18 protein-coding genes are annotated in these 25257 nt (G+C 43.6%); 11 read left to right on the forward strand and 7 right to left on the reverse strand.

Annotation, left to right across the window (positions count from 1 at the left end; genetic code table 11):
• The first annotated feature begins 1 nt into the window (after position 1).
• Both ACED42_RS16445 and ACED42_RS16450 read left to right on the forward strand, forming a co-directional pair.
• A complete protein-coding gene (locus ACED42_RS16445) occupies positions 2 to 2155 on the forward strand; it encodes a heparinase II/III family protein (protein WP_009846520.1) in 2154 nt (717 codons plus the stop codon).
• 1164 nt (positions 2156 to 3319) lie between these two features.
• The gene (locus tag ACED42_RS16450) at positions 3320 to 4201 is read left to right on the forward strand and encodes an NAD(P)-dependent oxidoreductase (protein WP_012603741.1); all 882 of its coding nucleotides are present in this window, start codon (positions 3320 to 3322) and stop codon (positions 4199 to 4201) included.
• A 250-nt stretch (positions 4202 to 4451) separates the two neighbouring features.
• Here the strand turns inward: ACED42_RS16450 and ACED42_RS16455 are convergent, their stop codons facing one another.
• Positions 4452 to 5819, reverse strand: coding sequence for an MATE family efflux transporter (locus ACED42_RS16455; protein ID WP_371703374.1), 1368 nt, complete (start codon positions 5817 to 5819; stop codon positions 4452 to 4454).
• Positions 5820 to 5966: 147 nt separating this feature from the next.
• A complete protein-coding gene (locus ACED42_RS16460; protein WP_009846524.1) occupies positions 5967 to 6689 on the reverse strand; it encodes a FadR/GntR family transcriptional regulator in 723 nt (240 codons plus the stop codon).
• 440 nt (positions 6690 to 7129) lie between these two features.
• Between ACED42_RS16460 and ACED42_RS16465 the strand changes: the two genes are divergently transcribed.
• The 3 genes from ACED42_RS16465 (at position 7130) to ACED42_RS16475 (ending at position 10632) form a co-directional block, all read left to right on the forward strand.
• Positions 7130 to 7849 (forward strand): FadR/GntR family transcriptional regulator, encoded by a 720-nt coding sequence (locus ACED42_RS16465; RefSeq protein ID WP_009846525.1) that lies wholly within the window; start codon positions 7130 to 7132, stop codon positions 7847 to 7849.
• Between the two features lie 204 nt (positions 7850 to 8053).
• Positions 8054 to 9916, forward strand: coding sequence for a DUF294 nucleotidyltransferase-like domain-containing protein (locus tag ACED42_RS16470; RefSeq protein ID WP_371703376.1), 1863 nt, complete (start codon positions 8054 to 8056; stop codon positions 9914 to 9916).
• The gene (locus tag ACED42_RS16475) at positions 9916 to 10632 is read left to right on the forward strand and encodes a 3'-5' exonuclease (protein ID WP_371703378.1); all 717 of its coding nucleotides are present in this window, start codon (positions 9916 to 9918) and stop codon (positions 10630 to 10632) included. The genes ACED42_RS16470 and ACED42_RS16475 overlap by 1 nt, the downstream gene beginning before the upstream one ends.
• A 137-nt stretch (positions 10633 to 10769) precedes the next feature.
• Here ACED42_RS16475 and ACED42_RS16480 read toward each other — a convergent pair whose 3' ends face one another.
• Together ACED42_RS16480 and ACED42_RS16485 are read right to left on the reverse strand one after the other, a co-directional pair.
• Positions 10770 to 11504, reverse strand: a complete 735-nt coding sequence (locus ACED42_RS16480; RefSeq protein WP_009846528.1) for an oligogalacturonate-specific porin KdgM family protein — start codon at positions 11502 to 11504, stop codon at positions 10770 to 10772.
• Positions 11505 to 12574: 1070 nt separating this feature from the next.
• Positions 12575 to 13186, reverse strand: a complete 612-nt coding sequence (locus ACED42_RS16485; RefSeq protein WP_371695833.1) for a toxin-antitoxin system YwqK family antitoxin — start codon at positions 13184 to 13186, stop codon at positions 12575 to 12577.
• 543 nt (positions 13187 to 13729) lie between these two features.
• On the opposite strand from ACED42_RS16485, the gene ACED42_RS16490 reads away from it, so the two are divergent.
• A complete protein-coding gene (locus tag ACED42_RS16490) occupies positions 13730 to 15502 on the forward strand; it encodes a transporter (RefSeq protein WP_102582864.1) in 1773 nt (590 codons plus the stop codon).
• Between the two features lie 262 nt (positions 15503 to 15764).
• On the opposite strand, the gene ACED42_RS16495 is transcribed toward ACED42_RS16490, so the two are convergent.
• Positions 15765 to 16289, reverse strand: coding sequence for a peptide-methionine (S)-S-oxide reductase (locus tag ACED42_RS16495; RefSeq protein WP_371703380.1), 525 nt, complete (start codon positions 16287 to 16289; stop codon positions 15765 to 15767).
• Positions 16290 to 16529: 240 nt separating this feature from the next.
• Here ACED42_RS16495 and ACED42_RS16500 point away from each other — a divergent pair, with 240 nt between their 5' ends.
• From ACED42_RS16500 to tnaA, 3 genes are all read left to right on the forward strand, one after another.
• On the forward strand, positions 16530 to 17642 hold the full coding sequence (locus ACED42_RS16500) for a YcjF family protein (protein WP_371703382.1): 1113 nt from the start codon (positions 16530 to 16532) through the stop codon (positions 17640 to 17642).
• Positions 17629 to 19347 carry a GTPase family protein gene (locus ACED42_RS16505; RefSeq protein WP_371703384.1) on the forward strand — a complete coding sequence of 573 codons (1719 nt, stop codon included), beginning with the start codon at positions 17629 to 17631 and terminating at the stop codon, positions 19345 to 19347. Before ACED42_RS16500 ends, ACED42_RS16505 begins: the two co-directional genes overlap by 14 nt.
• A gap of 744 nt (positions 19348 to 20091) precedes the next feature.
• On the forward strand, positions 20092 to 21564 hold the full coding sequence (tnaA, locus tag ACED42_RS16510) for a tryptophanase (protein ID WP_371695830.1): 1473 nt from the start codon (positions 20092 to 20094) through the stop codon (positions 21562 to 21564).
• 167 nt (positions 21565 to 21731) lie between these two features.
• Here tnaA and ACED42_RS16515 read toward each other — a convergent pair whose 3' ends face one another.
• Positions 21732 to 22616, reverse strand: a complete 885-nt coding sequence (locus ACED42_RS16515; RefSeq protein WP_012603754.1) for a LysR family transcriptional regulator — start codon at positions 22614 to 22616, stop codon at positions 21732 to 21734.
• 256 nt (positions 22617 to 22872) lie between these two features.
• On the opposite strand from ACED42_RS16515, the gene ACED42_RS16520 reads away from it, so the two are divergent.
• Positions 22873 to 23112, forward strand: coding sequence for a hypothetical protein (locus ACED42_RS16520; protein WP_371703386.1), 240 nt, complete (start codon positions 22873 to 22875; stop codon positions 23110 to 23112).
• A gap of 215 nt (positions 23113 to 23327) precedes the next feature.
• Complete coding sequence (locus ACED42_RS16525; RefSeq protein WP_009846539.1) at positions 23328 to 23645, forward strand: Dabb family protein; 318 nt, start codon at positions 23328 to 23330, stop codon at positions 23643 to 23645.
• Between the two features lie 92 nt (positions 23646 to 23737).
• Here ACED42_RS16525 and ACED42_RS16530 read toward each other — a convergent pair whose 3' ends face one another.
• Entirely contained in the window at positions 23738 to 24949 is a 1212-nt protein-coding gene (locus tag ACED42_RS16530) for a DUF3103 domain-containing protein (RefSeq protein ID WP_371703387.1), read from the reverse strand.
• Between the last annotated feature and the right edge of the window lie 308 nt (positions 24950 to 25257).

Raw genomic sequence — 25257 nt, forward strand, 5'->3', positions numbered from 1 at the left:
AATGAGCTATCAACCACTTTTACTTAACTTTGAGGAAGCAGCAGAGCTTCGTAAAGAACTTGGCAAGGATAGCCTTTTAGGTAACGCACTGACTCGCGATATTAAACAAACTGACGCTTACATGGCGGAAGTTGGCATTGAAGTTCCAGGTCACGGTGAAGGCGGCGGCTACGAACATAACCGTCATAAACAAAACTACATCCACATGGATCTAGCGGGTCGTTTGTTCCTTATCACTGAGGAAACAAAGTACCGTGATTACATCGTTGATATGTTAACTGCGTACGCGACGGTGTACCCAACACTTGAAAGTAACGTAAGCCGTGACTCTAACCCTCCGGGTAAGCTGTTCCACCAAACGTTGAACGAAAACATGTGGATGCTTTACGCTTCTTGTGCGTACAGCTGCATCTACCACACCATTTCTGAAGAACAAAAGCGTCTGATTGAAGACGATCTTCTTAAGCAAATGATCGAAATGTTTGTTGTTACTTACGCACACGACTTCGATATCGTACACAACCACGGTTTATGGGCAGTGGCTGCAGTCGGTATCTGTGGTTACGCAATCAACGATCAAGAGTCAGTAGACAAAGCGCTTTACGGCCTGAAACTCGACAAAGTAAGCGGCGGTTTCTTAGCGCAACTTGACCAACTGTTTTCGCCAGACGGCTACTACATGGAAGGTCCTTACTACCACCGTTTCTCACTACGTCCAATCTACTTGTTCGCAGAAGCGATTGAACGTCGTCAGCCAGATCTTGGTATTTACGAATTCAACGACTCAGTGATCAAGACAACGTCTTACGCGGTATTCAAAACGGCATTCCCAGACGGTACATTGCCAGCTCTGAACGATTCATCGAAGACGATTTCTATTAACGATGAAGGCGTTATTATGGCAACGTCTGTGTGTTACCACCGCTATGAGCAGACTGAAACTTTACTTGGTATGGCTAATCACCAACAAGATGTTTGGGTCCATGCTTCAGGTAAAACGCTATCTGACGCTGTCAATGCAGCAGACGACATCAAAGCATTCAACTGGGGTAGCCTGTTTGTAACGGACGGCCCTGAAGGCGAAAAAGGCGGCGTAAGCATTCTTCGTCACCGTGACGAACAAGACGACGACACGATGGCGTTGATTTGGTTTGGTCAACACGGCAGCGATCACCAGTACCACTCTGCGCTAGACCACGGTCACTACGATGGGCTACACCTAAGCGTATTCAACCGTGGCCACGAAGTGCTGCACGATTACGGCTTCGGTCGCTGGGTAAACGTTGAGCCTAAGTTTGGCGGTCGTTACATCCCAGAGAACAAGTCTTACTGTAAGCAGACAGTTGCTCACAACACAGTAACGGTTGATCAGAAAACACAGAACAACTTCGATACGGCATTGGCTGAATCTAAGTTTGGTCAGAAGCACTTCTTCGTAGCAGACGACCAGTCTCTGCAAGGTATGAGCGGCACAATTTCTGAGTACTACACCGGCGTAGACATGCAACGCAGCGTGATTCTTGCTGAACTTCCTGAGTTCGAGAAGCCACTAGTTATAGATGTATACCGCATCGAAGCTGACGCTGAACACCAGTACGACCTACCCGTTCACCACTCGGGTCAAATCATCCGTACTGACTTCGACTACAACATCGAAAGCACGCTGAAGCCGCTAGGTGAAGACAACGGTTACCAGCACTTATGGAACGTTGCTTCAGGCAAAGTGAACCAAGAGGGCTCTCTGGTGAGCTGGCTACATGACAGCAGCTACTACAGCCTAGTAACCAGCGCGAATGCGGGCAGTGAAGTAATCTTTGCTCGCACTGGTGCTAACGATCCAGACTTTAACCTTAAGAGTGAGCCTGCGCTTATCTTACGTCAGTCTGGTCAAAACCACGTGTTTGCTTCTGTACTAGAAACGCATGGTTACTTTAACGAGTCTATCGAAGCCTCTGTAGGCGCTCGTGGTCTGGTTAAATCAGTGTCTGTTGTGGGCCATAACAGTGTCGGGACTGTTGTTCGCATTCAGACTACTTCTGGTAACACTTACCATTACGGTATTTCAAACCAAGCTGAAGACACGCAGCAAGCAACTCACACAGTTGAGTTCGCGGGTGAGACATACTCGTGGGAAGGGTCATTTGCTCAACTGTAAATGATTAACATACATGCTGTTTAACGAGGGCATGTATTGATGTGGTGCTTTGCGGGAACGAAGCATCATATTGAAATTCAGTCGTGATTGAAAAATCGTATCGTTGATACCAACAACGACTGAAACATCGGAAATAAGTCAAACCGAGTAACTCGTTGCGAGTTGCTCGGTTTTTTTATTCGTGTGGTTTGAGGGTGAGATCGTTTGAATTAATTGGGTTCAATTTACATCTGATGTTTAGGGTTGATGACTAGGGGCTGTTGACCTTTCGTGGTTAAGTTTTGTTCGAGATAAAATCGTTTTAGGCGCGGCGAAGAGTATGTAGCCTAGTCATTCTAAGCAAATATTCTTCAACAAAGCATAAAACGATTTTAGCCGAACCCTCGGGCAGCTCTTGTGGTTCATTTCTACAGCGTTATCGGCTTTTCATGTAGGCCAGCTACACGTCAAAGCCTCTTCCTTGTATAAATTTTCCACAAGATGCTGCAAAACCCAGCTCGAAAGATCACAGCCCCTAAATTTAGAGAAACGTTCAACTCTGCAGCGGCGCATTGACAACGAAACGATTTAACAAAATGAACGTTGTTATCTGGTTCTACGAGTATTGTTACGATAACTTCCAATGACTTTTAGAACTTATAAGTAATACAATTGGTGGTGTTGTATTGTCCGAAATTTATTACTTACTGGATAAGGTTGTTGAAAAATGACAGTGTTTTTTCCGCATTATTCTTGACTCGGCAAGTTCTTGTTGTGAGCTACTCTAGTACCTTTAGGGGGCAGGGAAAGGTGTCAGACGCTTTGATTTATTGGGGGGAACTTTAAGAGTGTGCCTGACTCATTTTTCTTTGGTCAGAACGATAGGAATGTACACTAATTAAACCTATCAAGCTTTATCTGTAAATGATTTACTGATTCGTATCCGGTTAGATATTGTCGGATATGAAGGACGAAAGACTGAGTTGCTATCTGATTTGTCACTTATTAATCACAAGACCTATTCTTTGGGTTTATATGAGGCCAATTCGATAAGTGATGTCAGTATCCGCATTCGAAATTCATGCGCTGGATCACGCACGAAAGTCCTAAAACGGTTGCCTTAGCGGATTCGGCTAGTTATTATAATGAGCATATAATCATACAATAACATATTTGGAGTTGAACATGACTAAACCTGTAATCGGTTTCATTGGCCTAGGTCTTATGGGCGGCAACATGGTTGAAAACCTGCAAACACGCGGTTACCACGTAAACGTAATGGATCTAAGCGAAGAAGCGATGGCTCGTGTTACTGCTCGTGGCAATGCTACAGCTTTCACTTCCGCTAAAGAGCTTGCAGCTGCAAGTGATATTGTTCAGTTTTGCCTTACCACCTCTGCTGTTGTTGAAAAAATCGTTTACGGCGAAGACGGTGTTCTAGCGGGCATCAAAGAAGGTGCAGTACTCGTAGACTTCGGTACGTCTATCCCTGCTTCTACTAAGCAAATCGGCGCAGCTCTTGCTGAAAAAGGCGCGGGTATGATCGACGCACCTCTAGGTCGTACTCCAGCCCATGCTAAAGATGGTCTTCTGAACATCATGGCTGCTGGCGACATGGAAACTTTCAACAAAGTTAAACCTGTTCTTGAAGAGCAAGGCGAAAACGTATTCCACCTTGGCGCTCTAGGTGCTGGTCACGTGACTAAGCTTGTAAACAACTTCATGGGTATGACAACGGTTGCGACTATGTCTCAAGCTTTCGCTGTCGCTCAACGCGCTGGTGTTGATGGTCAGCAATTGTTTGACATTATGTCTGCAGGTCCATCTAACTCTCCGTTCATGCAATTCTGTAAATTCTACGCGGTAGACGGCGAAGAGAAGCTAGGTTTCTCTGTTGCTAACGCAAACAAAGATCTTGGTTACTTCCTTGCTCTTTGCGAAGAGCTAGGTACTGAGTCTCTAATCGCTCAAGGTACCGCAACAAGCCTACAAGCTGCTGTAGATGCTGGCCTTGGTCAAAACGACGTACCAGTAATCTTCGACTACTTCGCTAAACTAGAGAAGTAATCACGTCGTTTAGACACGGTTGGATAAAGAACCTGCTCATTTGAGTGGGTTTTTTTATGCTTGTTTTTAGACATTCTTGGAACGATATCTTTTAAGGAAGTGTACTTAATGCAGCCTTATTCTTTATGGCGTAGCGAAATGTCTAGGCTCTTCGTTTGAGCTATATCGATCTAAATGAGATAAGCCTGAGACTACACAAGCAGTTCAGACATTTTCTCGGGACAGTAACTTTGTTACTTTTTGGTGGCGATCAGTCATACATCAATTCGTTGGCTTTGTTTGAGTCGAACTCTCTCAATGACTTGCGAGCAAGATGTCTGAAGGGCAGCGCTTTTACTAGCTCTTCAAAGGGCTGAATGGCAAATGCCCAAAAGATAGAGCCGTCTAATCCAAAGATGATCAATGCACACAATGGAATTGAAATTACCCATTGACCAGTAAAGTTGATTTTGAAGACTGCGGTTGTTTTTCCTAGTGCTCTCAATACATTTCCATGGACTGTGTTGTAGCCACGAACAATCGGTAAAAAGATGTAGAGTGGGGCGATAACGGCCAACGCTTGATATGTAGACTCGTCCAAGTTCGGGTAAATGTCACCAATCACCATACTTAAGCCTGCGAACAAGATTGCACACACAAAAGAAATGACTACCGCAATATCAATGCTGGTATCGACGTCTTTGACTAGGTCATCCATCTTTTTAGAGCCAATCGCTTGGCTGATAGTAATTGCGGAAGAGTGAGCCCAAGCGGTAATAAATTGAGAGACAGCCCTAATCCAAGGCATCACCAAAGTAATCGCAACATACGCGTTGATGTTAAGTTGCGAATACAGTAACTGATAAATCGTTGCGCCAATCAACAGCATGGTTACATTTGCTGCGACAGGGAATATCTCGATAAAGTGACGGCGAACGTTTGTCATGAACTCTGATCGTTGGGCGTCTAATTTGAGTGAAATTGCTGAGCTGAAATACACGCAAAGAACCAGATACACAAGGCGAAGGGTGATAGCAATAACACTGCCTAGCGCGGCGCCTTGAACACCAATACCTTCGAAATTTGAAAAGCCGTGAATGAGCCCATAAGAAAGTACAGCGTTGATCGGCAATTCAATCAAATACCCTTTAAACGGTATCTTGGTTCTTCCTAATGCGTTAAATAGGGCGATAATCACTTGCGTTAATGCAGTGAAAATGACGAGATACTTTGAGATATCAAGGTAGTGGCTGATTTCTAAGTAAAGGGCTTTATCGTCGGTTAAGGCTTGAATTAAAGGCTGTTCTAAAAAGGTGAGTAGAAACCAAAATATTGTCGCGATACCTAAGTTGATGAACAGACCTGCCCAAAACGCTTTGGATAATGAAGCGGTGATGCCAGAACCTACGGCGCGGCTTAATACTAGTTGAGTGCCGTTTGCCAGCGCCATTTGAATACCGAGTACAAAGGCAACCATAGTCGTCGCAATTCCCATGGCAGCCAAAGGTATTTCACCAAGAGGAGAGACCAGCAGCGTATCGATCATCAACATCGACTGCATCAATATACCGTTTAGGGCTAGGGGCCAGGCGAGAGAGAAATTTTTCCTTACATACGATTGTGTAGACACAAACAACACCTTATGTGTGTAACCGTAAGTTTTCTCTGAGAGGACCCGAGTTCAACATTTAAAGATGAAACACTACGGTAATGGATGGTTAAAAATGGGCGCTAAAACTGACTGACTCGTGTATTGGGATACACGAGTCAGTCTGGTCAATCTTGGTTATGCGATGGCTAATTCAACCCTAGACAGCTTTTGATTTTCATCATCAAGTAAAGCTTGAGAGGCTATTCGAGCCTGATTCGCATTGCCTGACATAATCGCATCATATATCGCTTTATGCTCTTCTAAACAGAAGCGACCGCCTTCGGCAGAGTGGTCGATAAACTGTTTGAAAATCGTCGACAGAATGTTCGCGAACGGAATGTAAAACTGGTTACCCGTCGACAAGAAAATCGTTTGGTGAAACAGATGATCGTTGGTTGTCCACTCTTCATAATCAAAGCCATTTGCCGCGATGGTCATCTTTTGGAAAAGAATCGAAAGCTCTTTACGTTGCTCTACCGTAGCGTTGGATGCCGCAAGCGCACACGCTTCTGGGTCAATCGCTTTTCTTAAGCCTAAAAATTGAGATAAGAAGGGTTTGGTGTCTTCCAGATCTTGAATCCAATCTAGGAGTTGAGGGTCTAAAAAGTGCCATTGAGCACGTGGCCTGATATGAGTCCCCACTTTAGGTTTTGATTCGATAAGCCCTTTGGCTGAAAGTAGCTTTGTCGATTCGCGAAGTGCAGTTCGACTGACGCCAAAGACTTCACACAACTCCATTTCACTGGGTAATTTCTCTTTTTCTTTGAGCTCTCCCGACAGAATTTTACGCGCAATCTGTCGAGCCACTTGAACATGAATTCGGCGGCTTGAATCTGCCACCAATGAAAATATAGCCATATAAACCACCTCAGGCTGACGTATTAAGTATAAAAACAGCGGATAGATTTAAGTTAGCGCGACTTTAAGCTTGAGGGATAATGCTTGTAGCGGCTATCGAGTCAAACATCTACAGTCACCTATTATTTTTAATAAATCATACAATAACACCTGGTTCAATCAAGTGTACAACGATAGAAATGCGTCGCAGTGAAGGGGAACTCACAAGTTAAGGTGATTTTTGTGATGTTACGCATGCCAAAATTGCGTAAATAGGAACTATTTGTATGTATAAATAAGAAGGTACGACTGGTAGTGATAAGCTTCGAAAAGTTTGTGAGATTTTGATAGAACCATAGAGTATAAGGGAGCTCACGTTATTATCCCCCTCATTTGGTGCATTATACTTTCAGTGCTATAGTACGAGTTAAATAATACATATCTAATAAGTAAGTAGACTCATGGCAGAAACTTTCAAATCTATTTCAGGCTCTAAGCGAAGCCTTCATGTGCAGGTGGCACGTGAAATCGCTCGTGGTATTTTGTCGGGTAATTTACCTCAGGGTTCGATTATCCCTGGTGAGATGGCTCTGTGTGAGCAGTTTGGTATTAGCCGCACGGCGTTGCGAGAGGCGGTGAAACTTCTAACTTCAAAAGGCCTTTTAGAGTCACGCCCTAAAATCGGCACTCGCGTTGTTGATCGTGCATACTGGAACTTTTTAGATCCTCAGCTTATCGAATGGATGGATGGACTAGCTGATACCGATCAGTTTTGTCATCAGTTTTTAGGTTTACGTCGTGCGATTGAGCCTGAAGCGTGTGCATTGGCAGCTAAGTTTGCAACTGCAGAGCAACGTATTGAATTATCAGAAATTTTCCAAAAAATGGTAGAAATTTCTAGCGAAGAAACGCTTGATCAAGCTCGCTGGTTAGATATTGATATGAAGTTCCATAGCCTTATCTTCAATGCAACGGGTAATGATTTCTACTTACCGTTTGGCAACATATTGACGACGATGTTTGTTAACTTTATTGTGCACTCTTCAGAAGAAGGCAGCACATGCATTAACGAACATCGCGCAATATACGAAGCCATTATGGCAGGCAATAGTGATAAAGCACGCCAAGTTTCGGCAAGTCACTTGCAAGAATCAAATCACCGATTGCCTGTAACAAGCTAACTGAAAGCACTTGATGTGCCCTTACAAATTTTAAAGCACGCATTTAGCGTGCTTTTTTGTATCTGTATTTTTATGTTTCTGACATTGCACTTCTTATTCTGATCTCTAAAACTTGATCAATTCTGCTATTCAACCTAAAAATCAACTCGCAACTCGATATATTAATTATATAATAATACTAATCAAACAAATGCGAGTATGGTTATGCCTCAATCTCTTTTGCCAAATATTCTTCAATTTATCGGTCAGATAGATCCTTTCGATAAGATCCCTAAACAAGCACTTCGTGAACTTGCCTCCAATGTTCAGATCACTTATCTCGGCAAGGGGGATGTGGTTGATCTATGTGAGTCGGGTAAAGAAAAGTCGCTCTACATCATCCGAACCGGTTCTATGGAGCAAAGAAAGTCAGACGGTGTACTTCGTGCTCGTTTAGGCAGTGAAGACTTGTACGGCTTTACGTTCTTAGATTCTGAAGTTAATGACGAGAAAGGCTACAGAGCGATCGCAATCGAAAATAGCTTACTTTATGTGATTCCACATTCGGCGCTTCAAGCGTTGTTCAAGGCATTCCCAAGCTGCGCAGAACACTTTGCATCACAGGCGCAGGTTCGGTTGAAGTCGGCACTTGATGTTGTGTGGTCAAATAAAGAAAAAGGCTTGTTCATTCGTAAGGTTGAAGAAGTGGCAAGCGGGCAGGTGGCTATCGTTAAGTCTGAACAAACTATTCAGTCGGTCGCGGTTGAAATGCTTCATCAACGCTCGCCATGTGCCGTGATCTATGAGGGTGAAACCATTGTTGGTTTGATTACCGACCGTGACATGACTAAGCGAGTGATCGCCCACGGTGTCAGCACTGATAGCCTGATCTCCGAGGTGATGACGCATTCTCCACTGACGGTAAAACCGGATGATCTGGTGCTGCATGCTGCGTCTATCATGATGCAATTCAACATCCGTAACTTGCCCGTTGTGAAAGATAATAAGGTCGTTGGTCTTCTCACTACGTCTCACTTAGTTCAAAACCATCGTGTCCAAGCGATCTTCTTAATCGAGAAAATCAAATACGCGGGCAGTGTGAAAACCATGTCTTCGTTTACCCCAGAGCGACAAGCTATTTTTGAAGCGCTGGTGGAAGGCAAGGTTGCACCGGAAACCGTAGGTAAGGTCATGACCATGATTATGGACGCCTACACACGCCGATTGATTCAGATAGCGATTGATAAGTTAGGCCCACCACCTTGTGATTTTTCTTGGATTGTTGCGGGCTCGCACGCTCGTAATGAAGTCCATATGCTGTCGGATCAAGATAGTGCGATTGTACTCTCTGACGATGCGACAGACAGTGACCGTATTTACTTCAAACATTTAGCGATGATGGTGACTAACGGATTAGCGAGTTGTGATTATCCATTGTGTCCGGGTAAATTCATGGCTGCGACACCAAAATGGTGTCAGCCACTCAGCGTTTGGAAGCACTACTACAAGAAGTGGGTGGCTAACCCTGAGTACGAACGCTTACTCAACATCAGTGTGTTCCTAGAAATTCGAACCATCTATGGCAACAGTGAGTTCGAAGGCATTCTTCGTGATGAGTTGCATTCTAACATTCGCAGTAACCGTGAGTTTTTAAGCACACTAGTGAAAGATGCGGTAAACACCAACCCGCCATTGGGTATTTTCAATAGTTTGGTTCTAGAGAAATCGGGTGAGAACAAGAAAACACTCAATGTGAAGAAGTACGCCATTAACTTGATTATTGATCTTGCGCGTATTTACGGATTAGCGGTGGAATGTGATTTGTCAGCAACCGATGAACGTTTCGCAGCTGCCAATGAAAAAGGCATGCTGAGCGACGACGCATTCAAGAACATTCTGGGCTCTTACCAGTTCATTCTCTCTTTCCGATTTGGTCATCAACTTGAAGCGCTGAAGAACGGGGATGTGCCTGACAACAACATCAACCCAGATAGCTTTGGTAGCTTTGAGCGTAAACACTTGAAAGATGCCTTTAGGATCATTGCTGACCTTCAAGAAGCCGCGAAAATCCGTTTCGGAGCACGCTAATGAAATCGTTTTTAAATTACTTTCATCCTCTTGAGAAAATTAAGCGCACACGAAAGCAATATTTGAATACGGTTAAGCTGCCAGAGGCGTTACATGCTCTTGTGGATCAACCTTGCCCAGAGATGACGGACTTGGCCAAAGATAGCGAATATATCGTTTTAGATCTTGAAACTACAGGCTTAGACAGCGAGCAAGACCTTATTCTATCTATGGGTTGGGTCGATGTGGTCAAGGGGCGAATAGACTTAGCGTCCGCCAAGCATATTTATCTGGATAACGATTCGCAGATCAATGCTGAAACTGCAGTTATCAACCACATCACACCACAAATGCTGGAAGAGGGCGCTTCAATTCATGATGCTATGCTGACGTTTTTCGAAGCCGCAAAAGGTAAGATCATCGTCGCGCACGCTTGTGTGGTCGAAGAGAAGTTCATTAGCCAGTATCTATTAAGATACTATGGCTTAAGGCAGTTGCCTTTACTTTGGCTAGATACACTATGTATTGAGAAGAGCATGGAGAAAGCGATCAGTAACCATGAAGAGGTGGATTTAACTCTAGCGGGTACGCGAGACAGGTATGGGCTTCCTGAGTACAACAGCCACAATGCATTAGCCGATGCCGTTTCGACAGCGGAATTGTTTTTGGCTCAGCAGAAGCGAGTCGTGCCTAATGATGAAGTGACACTTTCCTTTTTATATCGGATCAGCCGTTAGGGTTGTATCTTCCTGTAAGCGAATCATTGTTGAATGACCTGATTTGAAAGAAGAAAAGCCAGCGATTAAGCTGGCTTTTGTTTAGGTCTTAGAAAATTAGGACAGTAATTATCTTAGATTATTTATATAGCTATCGATTAGAAGCTGTAAGTTAGACCAACACGGCTACGCAGTTCACGAGTCGCTTTAGTCGATGAAGTACTCACATCACCAAACTCTACATATGGTGCCCATTGACCCATAATGTGGCGAATACTTGCATTTAACTCGTAGTTTGTATCATCGTTGTCGTAGATGTTGTAATCATCTGCTTTGTAGTAGTTACCTTCAAAACCGAAACGCCAGTTCTCCATTGAGTAGTTGATGTTTGCTGTTAAGCGATGGCGACGTTGGTTTTCATCGTTTTGATAAGTTAAGTAGCCGTTATCTAAGATTGGCTTGCCGTCTGAGTCAGTTGCAATTGATTTTGTGTTCTGTCTCATATCGTAACGGTAACGTGCACTTAGGCTTAAACCGTCAATGCTGTCGACACTGTATGTCGCGCGAACTTGAGGTTTGTATGTGACACCAGACTCGCGACCTTCTATTGGCATGCCGTAAGTCATCGTCCAGTTATCGTTAAGCACATGGCGATAATTAAGACCAAGTTCCCAACCATTATTCTTCAAATCTTCCATAAACTCGCCGTCTTCTCCCTTGAATTTCGCTTCGATATCTACAAGGAAGTTGCCAATGCTATCGCCCAGTTTTACACGAGTAGCGTGTTGATCTGTATGACTCTTGTATTCGTGTCTCATATCGAAAGACGCCGCAGATACAGAGCCAGCAGCGAGTACAGATGCCACAGCAATCACGATTTTAGTTTTATTCATGGTATTAATTCCATATTTATAGGTTGAGTATTGGCCTCAAGTTAGAGCCAAATAGGGTAATTCGTTTGATTAATGCAACAGTCTTTTTGAATCTGTTGAATTCGCCGAGCCCTGCTTGCATTAAAATAATACAAATATGCTATAGATAATGTGAAGGTCGATCTGTGAATTAGATCTTGTTGTTATCATAAATCTCATTTACACAGATCGTTACAAATTGATAGGATTAAGTAATCCATTGTTTTAAAAGAATAAATATTAATTTATTTGTTGGGGCTTCTTTCTGTAATGTGCGCTATAGCAAAAATAGTAATGTTTCACTGTAGATTTTATTTGTAATACATTATTATTCTTTGGCGTTCGAGTGGTGGGTGAATAAGATCACTATGATGGCTGAGCGACAAAGCTGATCTTGAATTTGAGATTGGTATGAGGGCAGGTTGTCTAATGCTGTCGGATGAACCATCGACGATGTGAATTTTTGAATGAATTGAAACATGTGGGCTTTATCTGTTTTGGGGACAGTAAGCTAGAGGTGGAGAAGGCTGTCAGTCTTCAGTCTTCAGTCTTCAGTCTATGTTAAAACAAATAATTAAGGTGTTTTAGGTGACACCTTAATTATTGCTCCCAACTATTCTAATTATAACTTCTGCTTTCGTTTAGAAAGGTAGGACATGGTAGTGAAGATCTGCCCTTGCGCTCATGTTGATACAGGCAACATGAGCGTTTTTTTGTCTGAAATCTGAGTTGAGGGTTATCTGGGGCATCTATCAAGACGATTAACGATTAAGCTTTTCGGTTGCTCACCGCACGTTCAAGTGAATCCGTTTGACCCACTACTGCAGTTGCACTTTTCAATGTATCAGGTACGAAGAGGTGGGGTTGATAGGTAGGTGAGGTTGATAGATAAGATCAACGTTATTCACGCTGAGATTACCTCTGAAAAGTAGCCTCATGACAATGCAGTCCGTTCTAGTCATATGCGCTCAGGAAGAGCAGTGCTATGGACCAATTATACAGGATTTAGGACAGTCTCAGTAAACTAGCCCTTAGCACAAACTTATACTGGACTAGCTTTCTGTCGGCATCCAAACTTGTTTAGACGTGATTTTGTGGTCTTTAAAGGTCAGTTCTTCAACCTTGTCACCGTTAGTATTCCAGCGAGTGAGTTTCCCGTTTGCTACTTCGCCTTCATCAAATTTCGCTTGGCTAGCCTTATTGCCATTAGGGTAGTAGTTCGTTACTAATCCATTTGTTTTCCCGTGACTGAATTCGGCTGTTAGGCTTTGTTCGCCATTCGGATACCAACGAGAGCCAGCACCCGACAGCTCATTGTCTTTATAGCTGAGCTCAGCTTTTTTCTGACCGTTGGGATACCAGGTTTCAGCCTTGCCTTGCAGTTTACCTTTAACGTAATTCACTTTAGAAGCGACTTGGCCATTCTGATACCAATTTGTTTCTAACCCAAGTTCTAGACCATCGGAAAATTGGGCTTTGGTCGCGATTTGGCCGTTATCGAACTTCTCTTCAAATTGGCCAGTAAATGGCTTTGAATGGTTGACTTGGTAAGCCACGCCTTTTCGCATCTGCAAATAGTCAACAACATCATCATTGCTGGTGGCTGCATAGCTCATAGAAGACATCGTACTAAGAGCAATTAAGATTGGGACGTATTTCTTCATAATGACACCTTTTTAATGGACGGGGAAAGTGTAATCGGTGTGTTAAAAGCATTTCACTTCCGTGAAAGACTGTCAGCTTATATTAGTGGTTTTCAAGTTTTCATTATTGAGGTGCCAAGTTGCGGAACTTCGGAACGGTTCGGTTTTTTATTTAGTTGTAGCTTCTAGTAATCATACAAAATAAACATTTTCACTTTGTTGGTAAGTGGAGTTTCTCTATCAATTTACCTTGTAGATGGCTCGTATATGACGTTAGCTTCTATGTTAGTTATTTGTCCTTTGTGTTTATTTTCTTACCTATCAGTATCTTAGTGTTTCATGGTTCTTGTCTTTGATGTTTGAACTGAAAATTAACGTTTGGGATGTGTAAGTTTGATGCATCGTGTTGACTGTTGTTGCAAATTTGAACTCGATCACTTGTATGATTATTTAAGTCCTGGACTGTAAGATCACTGTCACGCATTTAAGTTATTGTAGTACAAATGTGATTGCCATCTATCTATAGTGACCTTAACAAAAAAACATGAATAAAAAGGTCTCAAGATGGAACTCAATACCCTGATAGTTGGCATCTACTTCCTATTCTTAATTGCGATAGGGTGGATGTTCCGAACGTTTACAAGTACGACAAGTGATTACTTCCGTGGGGGAGGTAATATGCTGTGGTGGATGGTAGGTGCAACCGCATTTATGACCCAGTTCAGTGCTTGGACATTTACTGGTGCAGCAGGTAAAGCTTTTACCGATGGTTTTGCCGTAGCGATTATCTTCATCGCGAACGCATTCGGTTACCTAATGAACTACCTTTACTTCGCTCCGAAGTTCCGCCAACTGCGCGTTGTGACGGTAATTGAGGCGATTCGTATGCGTTTTGGTAAGGTTAATGAGCAAGTATTTACTTGGTCTGGCATGCCAAACAGCGTTATCTCTGCTGGTATCTGGTTGAACGGCCTTGCGATCATCGCATCGGGTATCTTCGGCTTTGATATGACAACGACGATTGTCCTAACGGGTCTGGTTGTACTGGTAATGTCAGTAACAGGCGGCTCTTGGGCGGTAATCGCATCTGACTTCATGCAGATGGTTATCATCATGGCGGTAACGGTGACGTGTGCTGTGGTTGCGATTTACCACGGTGGCGGCGTTACGCAGATCGTTAACGACTTCCCAACAGATTCATTCATTACGGGTGATAACCTGAACTACATGAGCATCTTCAGCATCTGGGCTGTGTTCATCTTCTTAAAGCAGTTCAGCATCACCAACAACATGCTTAACTCTTACCGTTACCTTGCTGCGAAAGATTCAAACAACGCACGTAAAGCTGCACTGCTTGCTTGTGTACTAATGACGCTTGGTCCAATCATCTGGTTCATGCCTTCTTGGTTCATGGCAGGTCAAGGTGTTGATTTAGCAGCAGCTTACCCAGAAGCTGGCAGCAAAGCCGCTGACTTCGCTTACCTTTACTTTGTTCAAGAATACATGCCTGCAGGTATGGTTGGCCTTCTGATTGCCGCTATGTTTGCTGCGACTATGTCTTCAATGGACTCTGGTCTAAACCGTAACTCAGGTATTTTTGTTAAGAACTTCTACGAGCCGATTCTTCGCCCTAAAGCGACAGAGAAAGAGCTAATGGTTGTTTCTAAGCTAACGTCTACTTTCTTCGGTATCGCGATCATCTTGGTTGCTCTGTTCATCAACTCTCTTAAAGGTCTGAGCCTGTTCGACACCATGATGTACGTGGGCGCATTGATAGGCTTCCCAATGACGATTCCAGCATTCTGTGGCTTCTTCATCCGTAAAACACCGGATTGGGCAGGTTGGGGTACGCTAGTTGTAGGTGGTGTGGTTTCTTACTTTGTTGGTTTCGTTATCACTGCGGACATGATTCAAAACTGGTTCGGTCTAAACGAACTAACTGGCCGTGAGTGGGCTGACCTGAAAGTGGCTATCGGCCTTATCGGTCACATCGTATTTACTGCTGGCTTCTTCGTTCTTTCAACACTGTTCTACAAGCCATTACCGGAACACCGTGAGAAAGATGTCGACAAGTTCTTCAACAATCTAGCAACACCGTTAGTTGCTGAGAGTAATGAACAGAAGAAACTGGATAACAAGCAACGTCGTATGTTGGGTTCACTTATCGCGGTAGCGGGTGTGGGCGTAATGACAATGTTCGTACTGCCAAACCCTATGTGGGGACGCATGGTATTCGTTCTGTGTGGTTTGATTGTGTTCTCTGTCGGTCTGTTACTTGTTAAAGCGGTCGATGACAAAGTCGAGCAACAAGACGAAGTGACGCCAGCCAAAGGCTAATTCCTTTTAAATCAAAAACTATAACTTTTTACAGCGGCTACCGATTGCGGTAGCCGTTCGTTTGAACTGCCAAAGTTTAATGTGATATGTACGGAGAGCTTTTGAAAATCACTCAATAAGCTTTCTGGCTTTAGCTCATACTGAAATAATTTAAAAAGCCCCAATATGAAATGCTTATTGGGGCTTTTTAGTGTTCTGTTTCTAGGCTCTAGGCTCTAGGCTCAGGGCTCAGGGCTCAGGGCTCAAGGCGTAACGTTTAAGTCTAGGATTTGTACTTATGCAGCAGATCCCAAGGGATATGGCATAAGTGGTGATCTTCAGGGAACTGGCTTAGGTGATGCTGGTGGATATCATCACTCGCGACATAGTGAGTTAACGGCAATATCTCGAGTGCGATACGGTCGGCATCATCTCTTGAAGAAATATAGTGCTTAGCTTCGGTTAAGTGTTCTGCGTTGGTGCTGTATACGCCTGTGCGGTACTTCTCTCCGACATCGACACCTTGTTTATTGACGCTGTAAGGGTCGATAATCTCAAACAAGTGTTTCATCAAAATCATTACAGACGTGACGCTTGGATCAAATTCAATTTGTACGCACTCTGCATAGCCATCGTAATCGCTTTGTGTGCCATTGCATTGCGTGCTATCGCATTGCGTCGCCCCGTTTTCTGTTAGCTGGGCGCTTCCATTGGCACGGCCTGCTTCTGTGCTGATAACACCAGGAACGTACTTAATAAATTCCTGTACGCCCCATAAGCAACCGCCAGCTAAATAAATTTGTTCCATACTTACCTTTTACTTCTCTTTGTTTGTTGATGTTCGTTCGATGGGTGAATCAATACGATGATACCCGCACGTATAAAAAAGCGCCTATAAAGAATGAGCGCGCAAATAAAAACAAGCGTTTAGGTATTGTAAACCTGTGCGACTGAACAAACATAAGTTTAATATGATTTGTGATTATATAAGTCAGTATTGCTTTGTCATCAACTCGAATCTCAACATCAAGTGAGCGTTACTCTAAACATGTTTGACCAAATAAAAGACTTCATTAATCCGAGCAAGAACCCAGATCTTACTCAGGCCCATGAATACCAGCGTCAGCATCTGCCGACATTGTGGCTATTGGGAAAAACGGGGGCGGGCAAGTCATCGTTTATTCAAGCGGTCACGGGGGACTCCTCTGTTGAAGTCGGCAATGGTTTTGCGCCTTGTACCATGACGGCGATGTCTTACGAATTCCCACAAGACAAACCGGTGATGCGCTTTCTCGATACCAGAGGACTAAGCGAAGCGAATTATGATGCGAAAGAGGATCTGGAAGAGATTGGTCAGGCAGGTAATGCGTTAGTCGTTGTAATGAAAGCCGACGAACCTGAACAATCCTCAGTGCTTGCGGCTCTAAAGCAGATTAAGAAACAGAAGAAAATTAAACACTTGCTGCTTGTTCATACTGCAGTGTTGTTTTCCGGTGAAACAGATCGAGCAAGGCTGGTTCAGTTCAACACCAACCAAGTAGAGAAGGCTTGGGGTAAAGAGTTTGAATCCGTCACGGTGGATTTTGAAACGGATGACTCGAGCAATAACAGTGGCTCAATATATAACTATGACGTTTTGTTAGAAAAGCTGACCAGTATTCTTCCTGTTATTGGAATGATGGTGCAAGACAAAGAGCATTCCACGCAAGAAGAAGCCAACTTTGATCAAGTTGAAAACGAAGTGCTTTGGTATGCAGGAAGTGCAGCGGCGAGTGACCTGATTCCGGGTGTTGGTTTGGTGTCGGTACCTGCGATTCAAGCGAAAATGCTTCATAGCTTGGCGAATCAATATGGGGTCGAGTGGAACAAGCGAGTCTTCAGTGAGTTGATAGGCACTCTCGGAAGCAGCTTTGCTTTGCAATACGGAATGAAACTGGGCACTCGACAGTTGATAAAGCTGATTCCAGTTTATGGTCAAACGGTAGGTGCGGTGGCTGCAGCGGCAATGAGTTTCGGCACCTCTTATGGTTTAGGTCGCGCGGCTTGTTTTTACTTCTATCATAAGAACAAAGGTGAAGAAGTGTCTGAGCAAGAGATGCAGAAGATCTACAAAGAATCCCTGAAAAAAGGAAAGGCGGCGTCGGGCTATGAAGAAAATTAGAAACCTATTTCGATTACTGGCGGTGCTATCGAGCGGCCGCTGGGGCATTGCTCTTATTTCGGCCATCTTCCCAAGCATTATCATGATGGGTTTTGGTGTCTTCTTGGCGATCAAATACGGTTACCTACTCGAAATGTCGATTGCCATTGCCGTGAGTACCTTGGTATTCACCATTCCCTTGTTCATTTCTAGTCGTTCTTCATGCGATTCTTCAAGCCGCTCTTCACGCCGCTCTTCACGCCGATCTTCAAGTACGGAGCCCTTCTCAAATAAAGAGAGCGACGGCCTTGGCGAAGATGCTTCTGAATCTGAAGCTGAATCACAACATAACAAAGCTGATATCAACGATGCATTGGTTAAGGCTTCGACTGATTGGTCTCAAAAAGAACTGTCGATCTGGAATGATTCAAAACACCATGTGCGCCAACAATTAATGGTCGACATAGAGTGGGGTAACCTAGACCAAACCGGTTTAGAAGTACTTGAGTTTGTGGCGAAAAAGTTTGATAAGAAATCGCTCGACTTCTCGATTCCTGAAGGGCTAAAGCTGTTCGAAGAGGTAAGCCGACGCTACAAACTGGTAGTGCGAGAGCATATACCGGGCATTGAGTATCTCAAGGTTTCTTACATCAAAGCGGGCTACGAAGCCTATGACAAATATGGCGAGCTAGGGCAGAAGATCGTTAAGGCCGCTATTTGGGGGAATCACCTCAAAAACCTCTATTTGAACCCGTTAAAAGTTGTTTCTGATTTAGGTAGAGAGCAAGCGACATCTTCAATGACAAGAGGCGTGGTTGATGACATGCAATACGCCGCTAAACAAGCTTTATTAGATGAAGTTGCGGCGGTGGCGATTGATCTCTATAGCGGACGTTTCAGCATTGAAGATGAAGCACTTAAAGCGTCCGATGTTTCTGAACTCGACGAACAACGCTTTGCTCCTGAGTTAGAGCCTGTGCGAATCGTGCTGGTTGGGCAAACAAGTTCGGGTAAATCTTCACTTATCAACGCTCTTAAGCAAGAGCTGGTTGCCGAGGTCGATGTTCTACCATCAACCGATACATCAACCGTCTACAACGCGTTTGTCGACGATAATGATGTTCGCGTGGTTGATCTTCAAGGGCTTGATGGCAATCCTAAAACCGAAGCGCAGATGCTTAAAGAGATGACCCAAGCCGATGTGGTGTTATGGGTGCTTAAAGCCAATCAATCTGCACGTGATTTGGATAAGCAGTTGAAAGATAGATTTGATGCTTTCTATGATGATCCTAAGAACATCTCACGCAAGAAGCCGATTGTGGTGTCAGTTGTGAATCAAGTAGATAGGTTAAAGCCTGTAGATGAGTGGCAACCGCCGTATGACTTAGAGAACCCAACATCAACCAAAGCAAAGATCATTGCTCAAGCGCTCGAATATAATCAAACATTGTTGCAGCCGGACATCGCTTTGCCGCTGGCGATTGCGCCAGAAAAGGTACAGTTTGGTTTAGATACTTTAAGGCAGACGTTGATTGAGCGTATCGCTGACGCAAATAACGTTCAGAGAAACCGCCAACGTTTAGAAGCCATGAAAAGAGGCACGTCGGTTAAAGGCCAACTGAATAAAGCAGTAAAAGTCGGTAAGAAGGTGGCACCAAGTGCGTTGAAAGCCGCGACTCCGAAGTTAGCTGAAATGGCGATTAAACAAGTGGTTAAGAAGAAGTAAGTCATTCACTGCGAATACGGTTCTGGTGAGGTTTGAGCCTCATCAGAGCTTGGCGTTTTTAGCTTAGTAGATTTCTAGAAGATAGCTTTTTAGAAAACAGCCATCTTCGCCTCTTATTAGAGAGATATTGAGTTCAAAAGAGATTCGATATTATTAAGTAACTCGTTGAACTAGTTTAATAGTATATAAACGGCTGTGATTCACAGTTTATATAACATGCTATCGTATTTAATTACCATTCCAAATTTTGATCACATTTATACTTTTCTAAGCTGTATTTATAAAACAATTGCACTATATTTAATTTTCGGTTCATCTTGATTTCAACGTAGGGATATATTGTGAACATGTATCTGAAATGGCAATCAACAACATGGCTAACCTTGTTAGCTTGGTATACCTTAGATCACCAGCTCTCGTTCCGCCTTTCTTCAGAGTAGTACCCTCTAGGCGTCACGCGCCAGCAAAGCAGCATGCTTTGTTTACCTATCAGCAGCTTTGATAACCTTTGAACGCATGAATATCGCACTTATTATTTCGTGCGGAATATTCGTTGTTTTGTCGTTCTCGCTAATTATCTCAGCCTCTGTTTAGGTTTGATTAATAAGTCATTTTTTAATTTTTTATTTTCACTGTTAATTTTATGTGTGTATTTATACGGAACTAATAATTTAATGGTGAGGATTCGTGACATCTAAAGAAAATAGATTTCGACCTGATCGGAATGTATTGAAAGGTATTATTATGGAAAACTTCAAACATCTACCAGAACCGTTTCGTATTCGTGTTGTAGAGCCAGTAAAAAGAACAACTCGTGCCTATCGTGAACAAGCCATTGTCGATGCGGGGATGAACCCATTCTTACTTGATAGTGATGATGTGTTTATCGACTTACTGACAGACAGCGGAACAGGATCTATTACTCAGCGCATGCAAGCCGCGATGTTAATGGGGGATGAAGCTTACAGTGGTAGCCGCAGTTACTACGCATTGTCGAACGCGGTTAAGGATATCTTCGGTTACGAGTTGACGATTCCAACACACCAAGGGCGCGGCGCAGAGCAGATCTACATTCCTGTTCTTATCAAGAAGCGTGAAATGGAAAAGGGACTCGATCGCAGCAAAATGGTTGCTCTGTCTAACTACTTCTTCGATACAACACAAGGTCACACCCAAGTGAATTGCTGTGTGGCGAAAAACGTTTATACCAAAGAAGCATTTGATACTTCAGTGAATGCGGATTTTAAAGGCAACTTCGATGTGGTGAAACTGGAAGAAGCGATCTTAGAAGCGGGCGCGGCTAACGTTCCTTACATTGTGAGTACCATTACTTGTAACTCTGCTGGTGGACAACCTGTCTCTATTGCCAACCTTAAAGCCGTGTATCAAGTGGCTCAGAAGTACGACATCCCTGTGATCATGGATTCTGCACGCTACGCTGAAAATGCTTACTTCATTCAGCAGCGTGAAGTCGGTTATCAAGATTGGACAATCGAACAGATCACACGTGAGTCTTACAAATACGCGGATGGCTTAGCCATGTCTGCCAAGAAAGATGCCATGGTACAAATGGGCGGCTTGTTGTGCTTTAAAGACGACTCTTTCATGGATGTGTACACCGAGTGTCGAACTTTGTGTGTGGTGCAAGAAGGCTTCCCAACCTATGGTGGGTTAGAAGGCGGCGCAATGGAGCGTCTTGCGGTTGGTCTGTATGACGGTATGCGCCAAGATTGGTTAGAGTACCGCATTGGCCAGGTGCAATACCTTGTTGATGGCTTAGAAGCGATGGGCATCGTGTGCCAGCAAGCAGGCGGTCATGCTGCGTTTGTGGATGCGGGTAAACTGCTTCCTCATATTCCTGCAGGTCAGTTCCCAGCACATGCTTTGGCGTGTGAACTCTATAAAGTCGCGGGTATCAGAGCGGTTGAGATTGGCTCATTGCTGCAAGGTCGCGACCCAGCAACCGGTGAACAACATCCATGTCCTGCAGAATTATTGCGCTTAACCATTCCACGCGCGACCTACACACAAACGCACATGGACTTCATCATCGAAGCATTCGAAAAAGTGAAAGAGAATGCAGGACAAGTGAAAGGGCTCGATTTTACTTACGAGCCGCCGGTGTTAAGACACTTCACTGCGCGCTTGAAAGAGGTAGAGACCAGCGAGAAACAAACAGAAAAAAAGAATGAACAAACGCTCGAAGAAGCATTTTAAAATAAAAACATAAGCGAATAGTCACTAGAAACATAATCAAAGGCTCCCTCGGGAGCCTTTTCTTTTTTTGGATGGTAGGGGAGTTATGTCGTTAAGCAGCTAAGCAGCTAAGCGGTTAAGCCTTTAAGCAGTTAACCCGGTAATCATTTAGGCCTTTAGATGTTGAACTACGCTTGTTTGTTTTTTAGCGTAGACTTTAGCATTTGGAATAGCCATTGATTCAAAGGCGCGTCTTTCTGTGAACGACGGCAGCTCATCACATAACCCACATCGATCGTCAGTTTTTCCGGCAAATCAATACTACGACAGCCTTCTGGTACGCTGCCACTAAGAGTGATACCAAAATAGTCGGATTTGAACACAACATCGTGAATCATCGCAGGGTGGTCGACTTCCACTCTTGGGTTGACGTGAAAACCGATATTCCTAAGGCGATCAAGGATCGGGTATTTATTGTCATTCCATCCCGGGGTTTTAAATAGAATGATTGGGTAGTTGGCGAGCGACTCAAAGTCTTTCGCTGGATGATCCTCTCTCACGAAGAACACCACTTTTCCTTTGCCGAATTCCATTTGAGAAATTGACTGTGGCAAGGTTTCATCAAAGTAATGAACCGCTATGGATTCTTCGCCGTCGATGAGCCTGTTCCTCACATTGCTTCCCCATCGAACGAATGAGTAGTGAGCATGCGGGGCTTCTTTACTCAGAGCAAAGTAGAGCTTCGAGCCAAAGCGCTCCCAGAACAAGGTATTTGCGTAGATTTTGATATCACCTTGGTAAGTTTCTGGCGAAAATACTTGGTGTTTAATGGCTTCAACGCTGCTCAAGATCTGCTCAAAATTTTCGATGTTGGTTTCAACAAAAGTCGTGGGTTCAAAACCGTGTTTGGTTTGAATGAACAGTGGATCGTCGAGCTGCAACTTTAATTTCGAAAGGTTCTTGCTGATCGCCCCAGAGGTTTTGCCTAGGGACTCCGCAACCAATCCAACATTGCGAAGTTCATACATACGCTTGATGACGAGGATATTTTGAATGTCTAAATTGATGTCCACAGGCTCTCCAAATGAATCCTTTTATAGGCAGTAATTTCGGTGCGGTAGGCGTACAGAAATTATGTGACTCTAATATCATAGTGGTAGTACAAAACAGATAAGACAGAACAGCGTCAGAACTTCGCTAATCCCTTGATTTTCCATTTGGTAAATCTTGCTTTTCCTCGAGTCGCTATCACTCAAGCGCTAAAGTTACCCCAACAAAGAAACACAGATATCAAACGAACAAATAATTAAAAATAATATGAGGTGATGTATGAACAAGTTTATCGCACTAGGCTTGATGGCTCTTTCAATGAACACAGCTTTCGCTGCTGACGGAACTTATACCGGTACTATCGACATGGCAAGGAGCGAAGCTAATCAAGTAAAGGCTGAGCGTGTTGAATCTGACTTAACACTTGAAGGAAGAAATGAAGCGTCTAACGGCGGAATCCAATTCCAAAAGAACGTTGATCAAGACCAAACGATCCAGCTTACAGGTCGTCGTGATTAACGTTAAAGATGTGCTTACCATTGTCATGAGAAATGCTGCGCCCTCGGGTGCAGCATTTTTCGTTATTGGGTTGTGGAGTATTTTATAAACTCTAGCGATCTAGCCTTGGCATGTTGTGTAACGTGTGGCATTTTGTTGTTCTCTAACTTTAGATCGCTATTGGGTGTTGGTTAAGCATTACAAACCAGTAAGCGAACGACTCGAAAGGACAAGGAATGACTCAAAAAGAAACGGGAATGATTCGTCATATTCTACTGATTAAGTTTAAAGAAAACGCTGAAGCTTCAGAGGTTCAAAAACTAAAGATGCTGTTTGAAGCGATGCCAAACAAGGTTGAAGGGGTCACTTCAGTAGAATGGGGATTAAATGACAGCCCTGAAAACAAGAATCAAGGTTATACCCACTCGGTGTTAATGACGTTCGCCGATGAAGAAGGCCGCCAGAATTACCTTCCGCACCCTGAGCATGATGCGCTGAAAGATGTGTTTCGTCCGCTTTTAGAAGACATCATTGTGTTTGATTACTCCTTGTAATTAGGTTCTGAGTAGATTTTTTGTGTTTGACTTACCTTCGATAATGAAGAGTTAGGGCCTAGCGATTAAGCCCTAACTAAATAAGAAACGACTTACTCTGTTGGTGAAATGGTGACTGGTGCAAACGATGCGACAGCATTTCCGCCTGCGCCCGGACGGTCTACATAAGGTGTGTTCTGCATTAAGGTGTAGTACACGTCCACGAAGTCGTCATCATTGACTAATACGCCATCAGGAATCACATCGATAATCTTGCCTGTGATCTGAGGGATGATCGCATAACCTTGAACTTCTGGATCAGGAATCATCTTCAGTATCTCTTCTGCGGCTTGAACTAAGAGTTTTGCTAGCGCTTTGTAGTCTGTGCCATCATCGTGTTCCATTAAGATCATGTCTGCAGCGCCCCAACGGTAGCGAGGCCAGAAGATGACGGTCTGGTTCGGGTAGTACGTCTGTTTGTCGTAGTCCAGATAAGGCATCTCAACGAGGTCGATCTGGGGCTCTAAACGACTTGAATCGACACCCGTCACGATAGCGTAGATTTCCGCTTTACCAGAGATCCAAGGTTCTTGGTCGACGGCTAAACGGATTTTGGTTAATTGTGTGGTATTCAACGGCTCAGGTTCCGACAAGGCCATCGAGCGACGAGCCCTGTTCATCAAAGACGATTTTTGAGGTTTACTCTCGTCGGCATTGGTATCGCTAACGGCATTGATTTTCGTTGTAGTACCCAGCTTTTGCATCTCTGCCTGCATCGCCATTAGGCCTGCTTTGAGCTCTTCAGCACCGTTACTATCAACCACAAACACTGGGACGTCTGGCATTTGGTACACGTCTAGTTCGTGAACCTGCCCATACACATCATAGGCTTCGATGTATTGCCAGTTTGAATCATCGCCTGATGGTTCGAAAGCAAACAGCGGGTTTTCACCATTCTTCCAAGCTTCGATCATCGCTTCATCAGCCATGCGAACCTCTAACACAGAGTCGCTGAAGTCGTTGATCCCTTTCATCTTGCGATAACCAAGATCCGCTTTCTGCATCCGGCTTGAAAATGCAGAGTAGGGCTGAGTAGAGCTCAATTTATCTACAGGCGCGGATAAGTTCTTTTCTGAGATCTGAGCCTTCAATGAAAGCTCAAGATCGGAATAACGCTCGCTGATTTGTAACGCCAAAGATTGCTTTTGCGCTGCGCTACTTTCTGCAATACCTAATGAATCTGTTGTCTCAATATTTTGTGCATAAGACTGGAAGCCAACCACTGTCGTTGCAAGTACCATACTGATAGCAAATGATGGTCTCATAAATAATCCTTATTTTAGTTTTTATCATTAATAGAGCATTTGCCCTACAGGATAAAATCTATCAGCAAGGTGAATGTGTTCAAAACTTAGTCAGTTATTTTTGTTTCGTTGTGCAGCACAGGATCTCAATTTAAACTGTTTTTATAAAATAATACTTAGGAAATCTTGATATTTATAAATTAATAAACGTATCTGTAAATAACTTACAATATTGTTAACTACTAGGGTGTGTCATAAAAAACCTACTCAAAGTGAGTTAATGCCGATCGTTTAAGAAGACTTGAACGATCTTGCAGTTAGCAGATAAT

Origin of the sequence: Vibrio sp. FF145 (assembly GCF_041439075.1) — a bacterium.
In the GTDB taxonomy this organism is placed as follows: Bacteria; Pseudomonadota; Gammaproteobacteria; order Enterobacterales; family Vibrionaceae; genus Vibrio; species Vibrio tasmaniensis_A.

Excerpts from the sequence above, each read along its gene's own strand:
- ACED42_RS16505 (WP_371703384.1), top strand. The coding sequence starts at position 17,629 with ATGAAGAAAATTAGAAACCTATTTCGATTACTGGCGGTGCTATCGAGC.
- ACED42_RS16465 (WP_009846525.1), top strand. The coding sequence starts at position 7,130 with ATGGCAGAAACTTTCAAATCTATTTCAGGCTCTAAGCGAAGCCTTCAT.
- ACED42_RS16480 (WP_009846528.1), bottom strand. The coding sequence starts at position 11,504 with ATGAATAAAACTAAAATCGTGATTGCTGTGGCATCTGTACTCGCTGCT.
- ACED42_RS16460 (WP_009846524.1), bottom strand. The coding sequence starts at position 6,689 with ATGGCTATATTTTCATTGGTGGCAGATTCAAGCCGCCGAATTCATGTT.
- ACED42_RS16490 (WP_102582864.1), top strand. The coding sequence starts at position 13,730 with ATGGAACTCAATACCCTGATAGTTGGCATCTACTTCCTATTCTTAATT.
- ACED42_RS16525 (WP_009846539.1), top strand. The coding sequence starts at position 23,328 with ATGACTCAAAAAGAAACGGGAATGATTCGTCATATTCTACTGATTAAG.
- ACED42_RS16520 (WP_371703386.1), top strand. The coding sequence starts at position 22,873 with ATGAACAAGTTTATCGCACTAGGCTTGATGGCTCTTTCAATGAACACA.
- ACED42_RS16450 (WP_012603741.1), top strand. The coding sequence starts at position 3,320 with ATGACTAAACCTGTAATCGGTTTCATTGGCCTAGGTCTTATGGGCGGC.
- ACED42_RS16500 (WP_371703382.1), top strand. The coding sequence starts at position 16,530 with ATGTTTGACCAAATAAAAGACTTCATTAATCCGAGCAAGAACCCAGAT.
- tnaA (WP_371695830.1), top strand. The coding sequence starts at position 20,092 with ATGGAAAACTTCAAACATCTACCAGAACCGTTTCGTATTCGTGTTGTA.
- ACED42_RS16475 (WP_371703378.1), top strand. The coding sequence starts at position 9,916 with ATGAAATCGTTTTTAAATTACTTTCATCCTCTTGAGAAAATTAAGCGC.
- ACED42_RS16445 (WP_009846520.1), top strand. The coding sequence starts at position 2 with ATGAGCTATCAACCACTTTTACTTAACTTTGAGGAAGCAGCAGAGCTT.
- ACED42_RS16530 (WP_371703387.1), bottom strand. The coding sequence starts at position 24,949 with ATGAGACCATCATTTGCTATCAGTATGGTACTTGCAACGACAGTGGTT.
- ACED42_RS16495 (WP_371703380.1), bottom strand. The coding sequence starts at position 16,289 with ATGGAACAAATTTATTTAGCTGGCGGTTGCTTATGGGGCGTACAGGAA.
- ACED42_RS16485 (WP_371695833.1), bottom strand. The coding sequence starts at position 13,186 with ATGAAGAAATACGTCCCAATCTTAATTGCTCTTAGTACGATGTCTTCT.
- ACED42_RS16470 (WP_371703376.1), top strand. The coding sequence starts at position 8,054 with ATGCCTCAATCTCTTTTGCCAAATATTCTTCAATTTATCGGTCAGATA.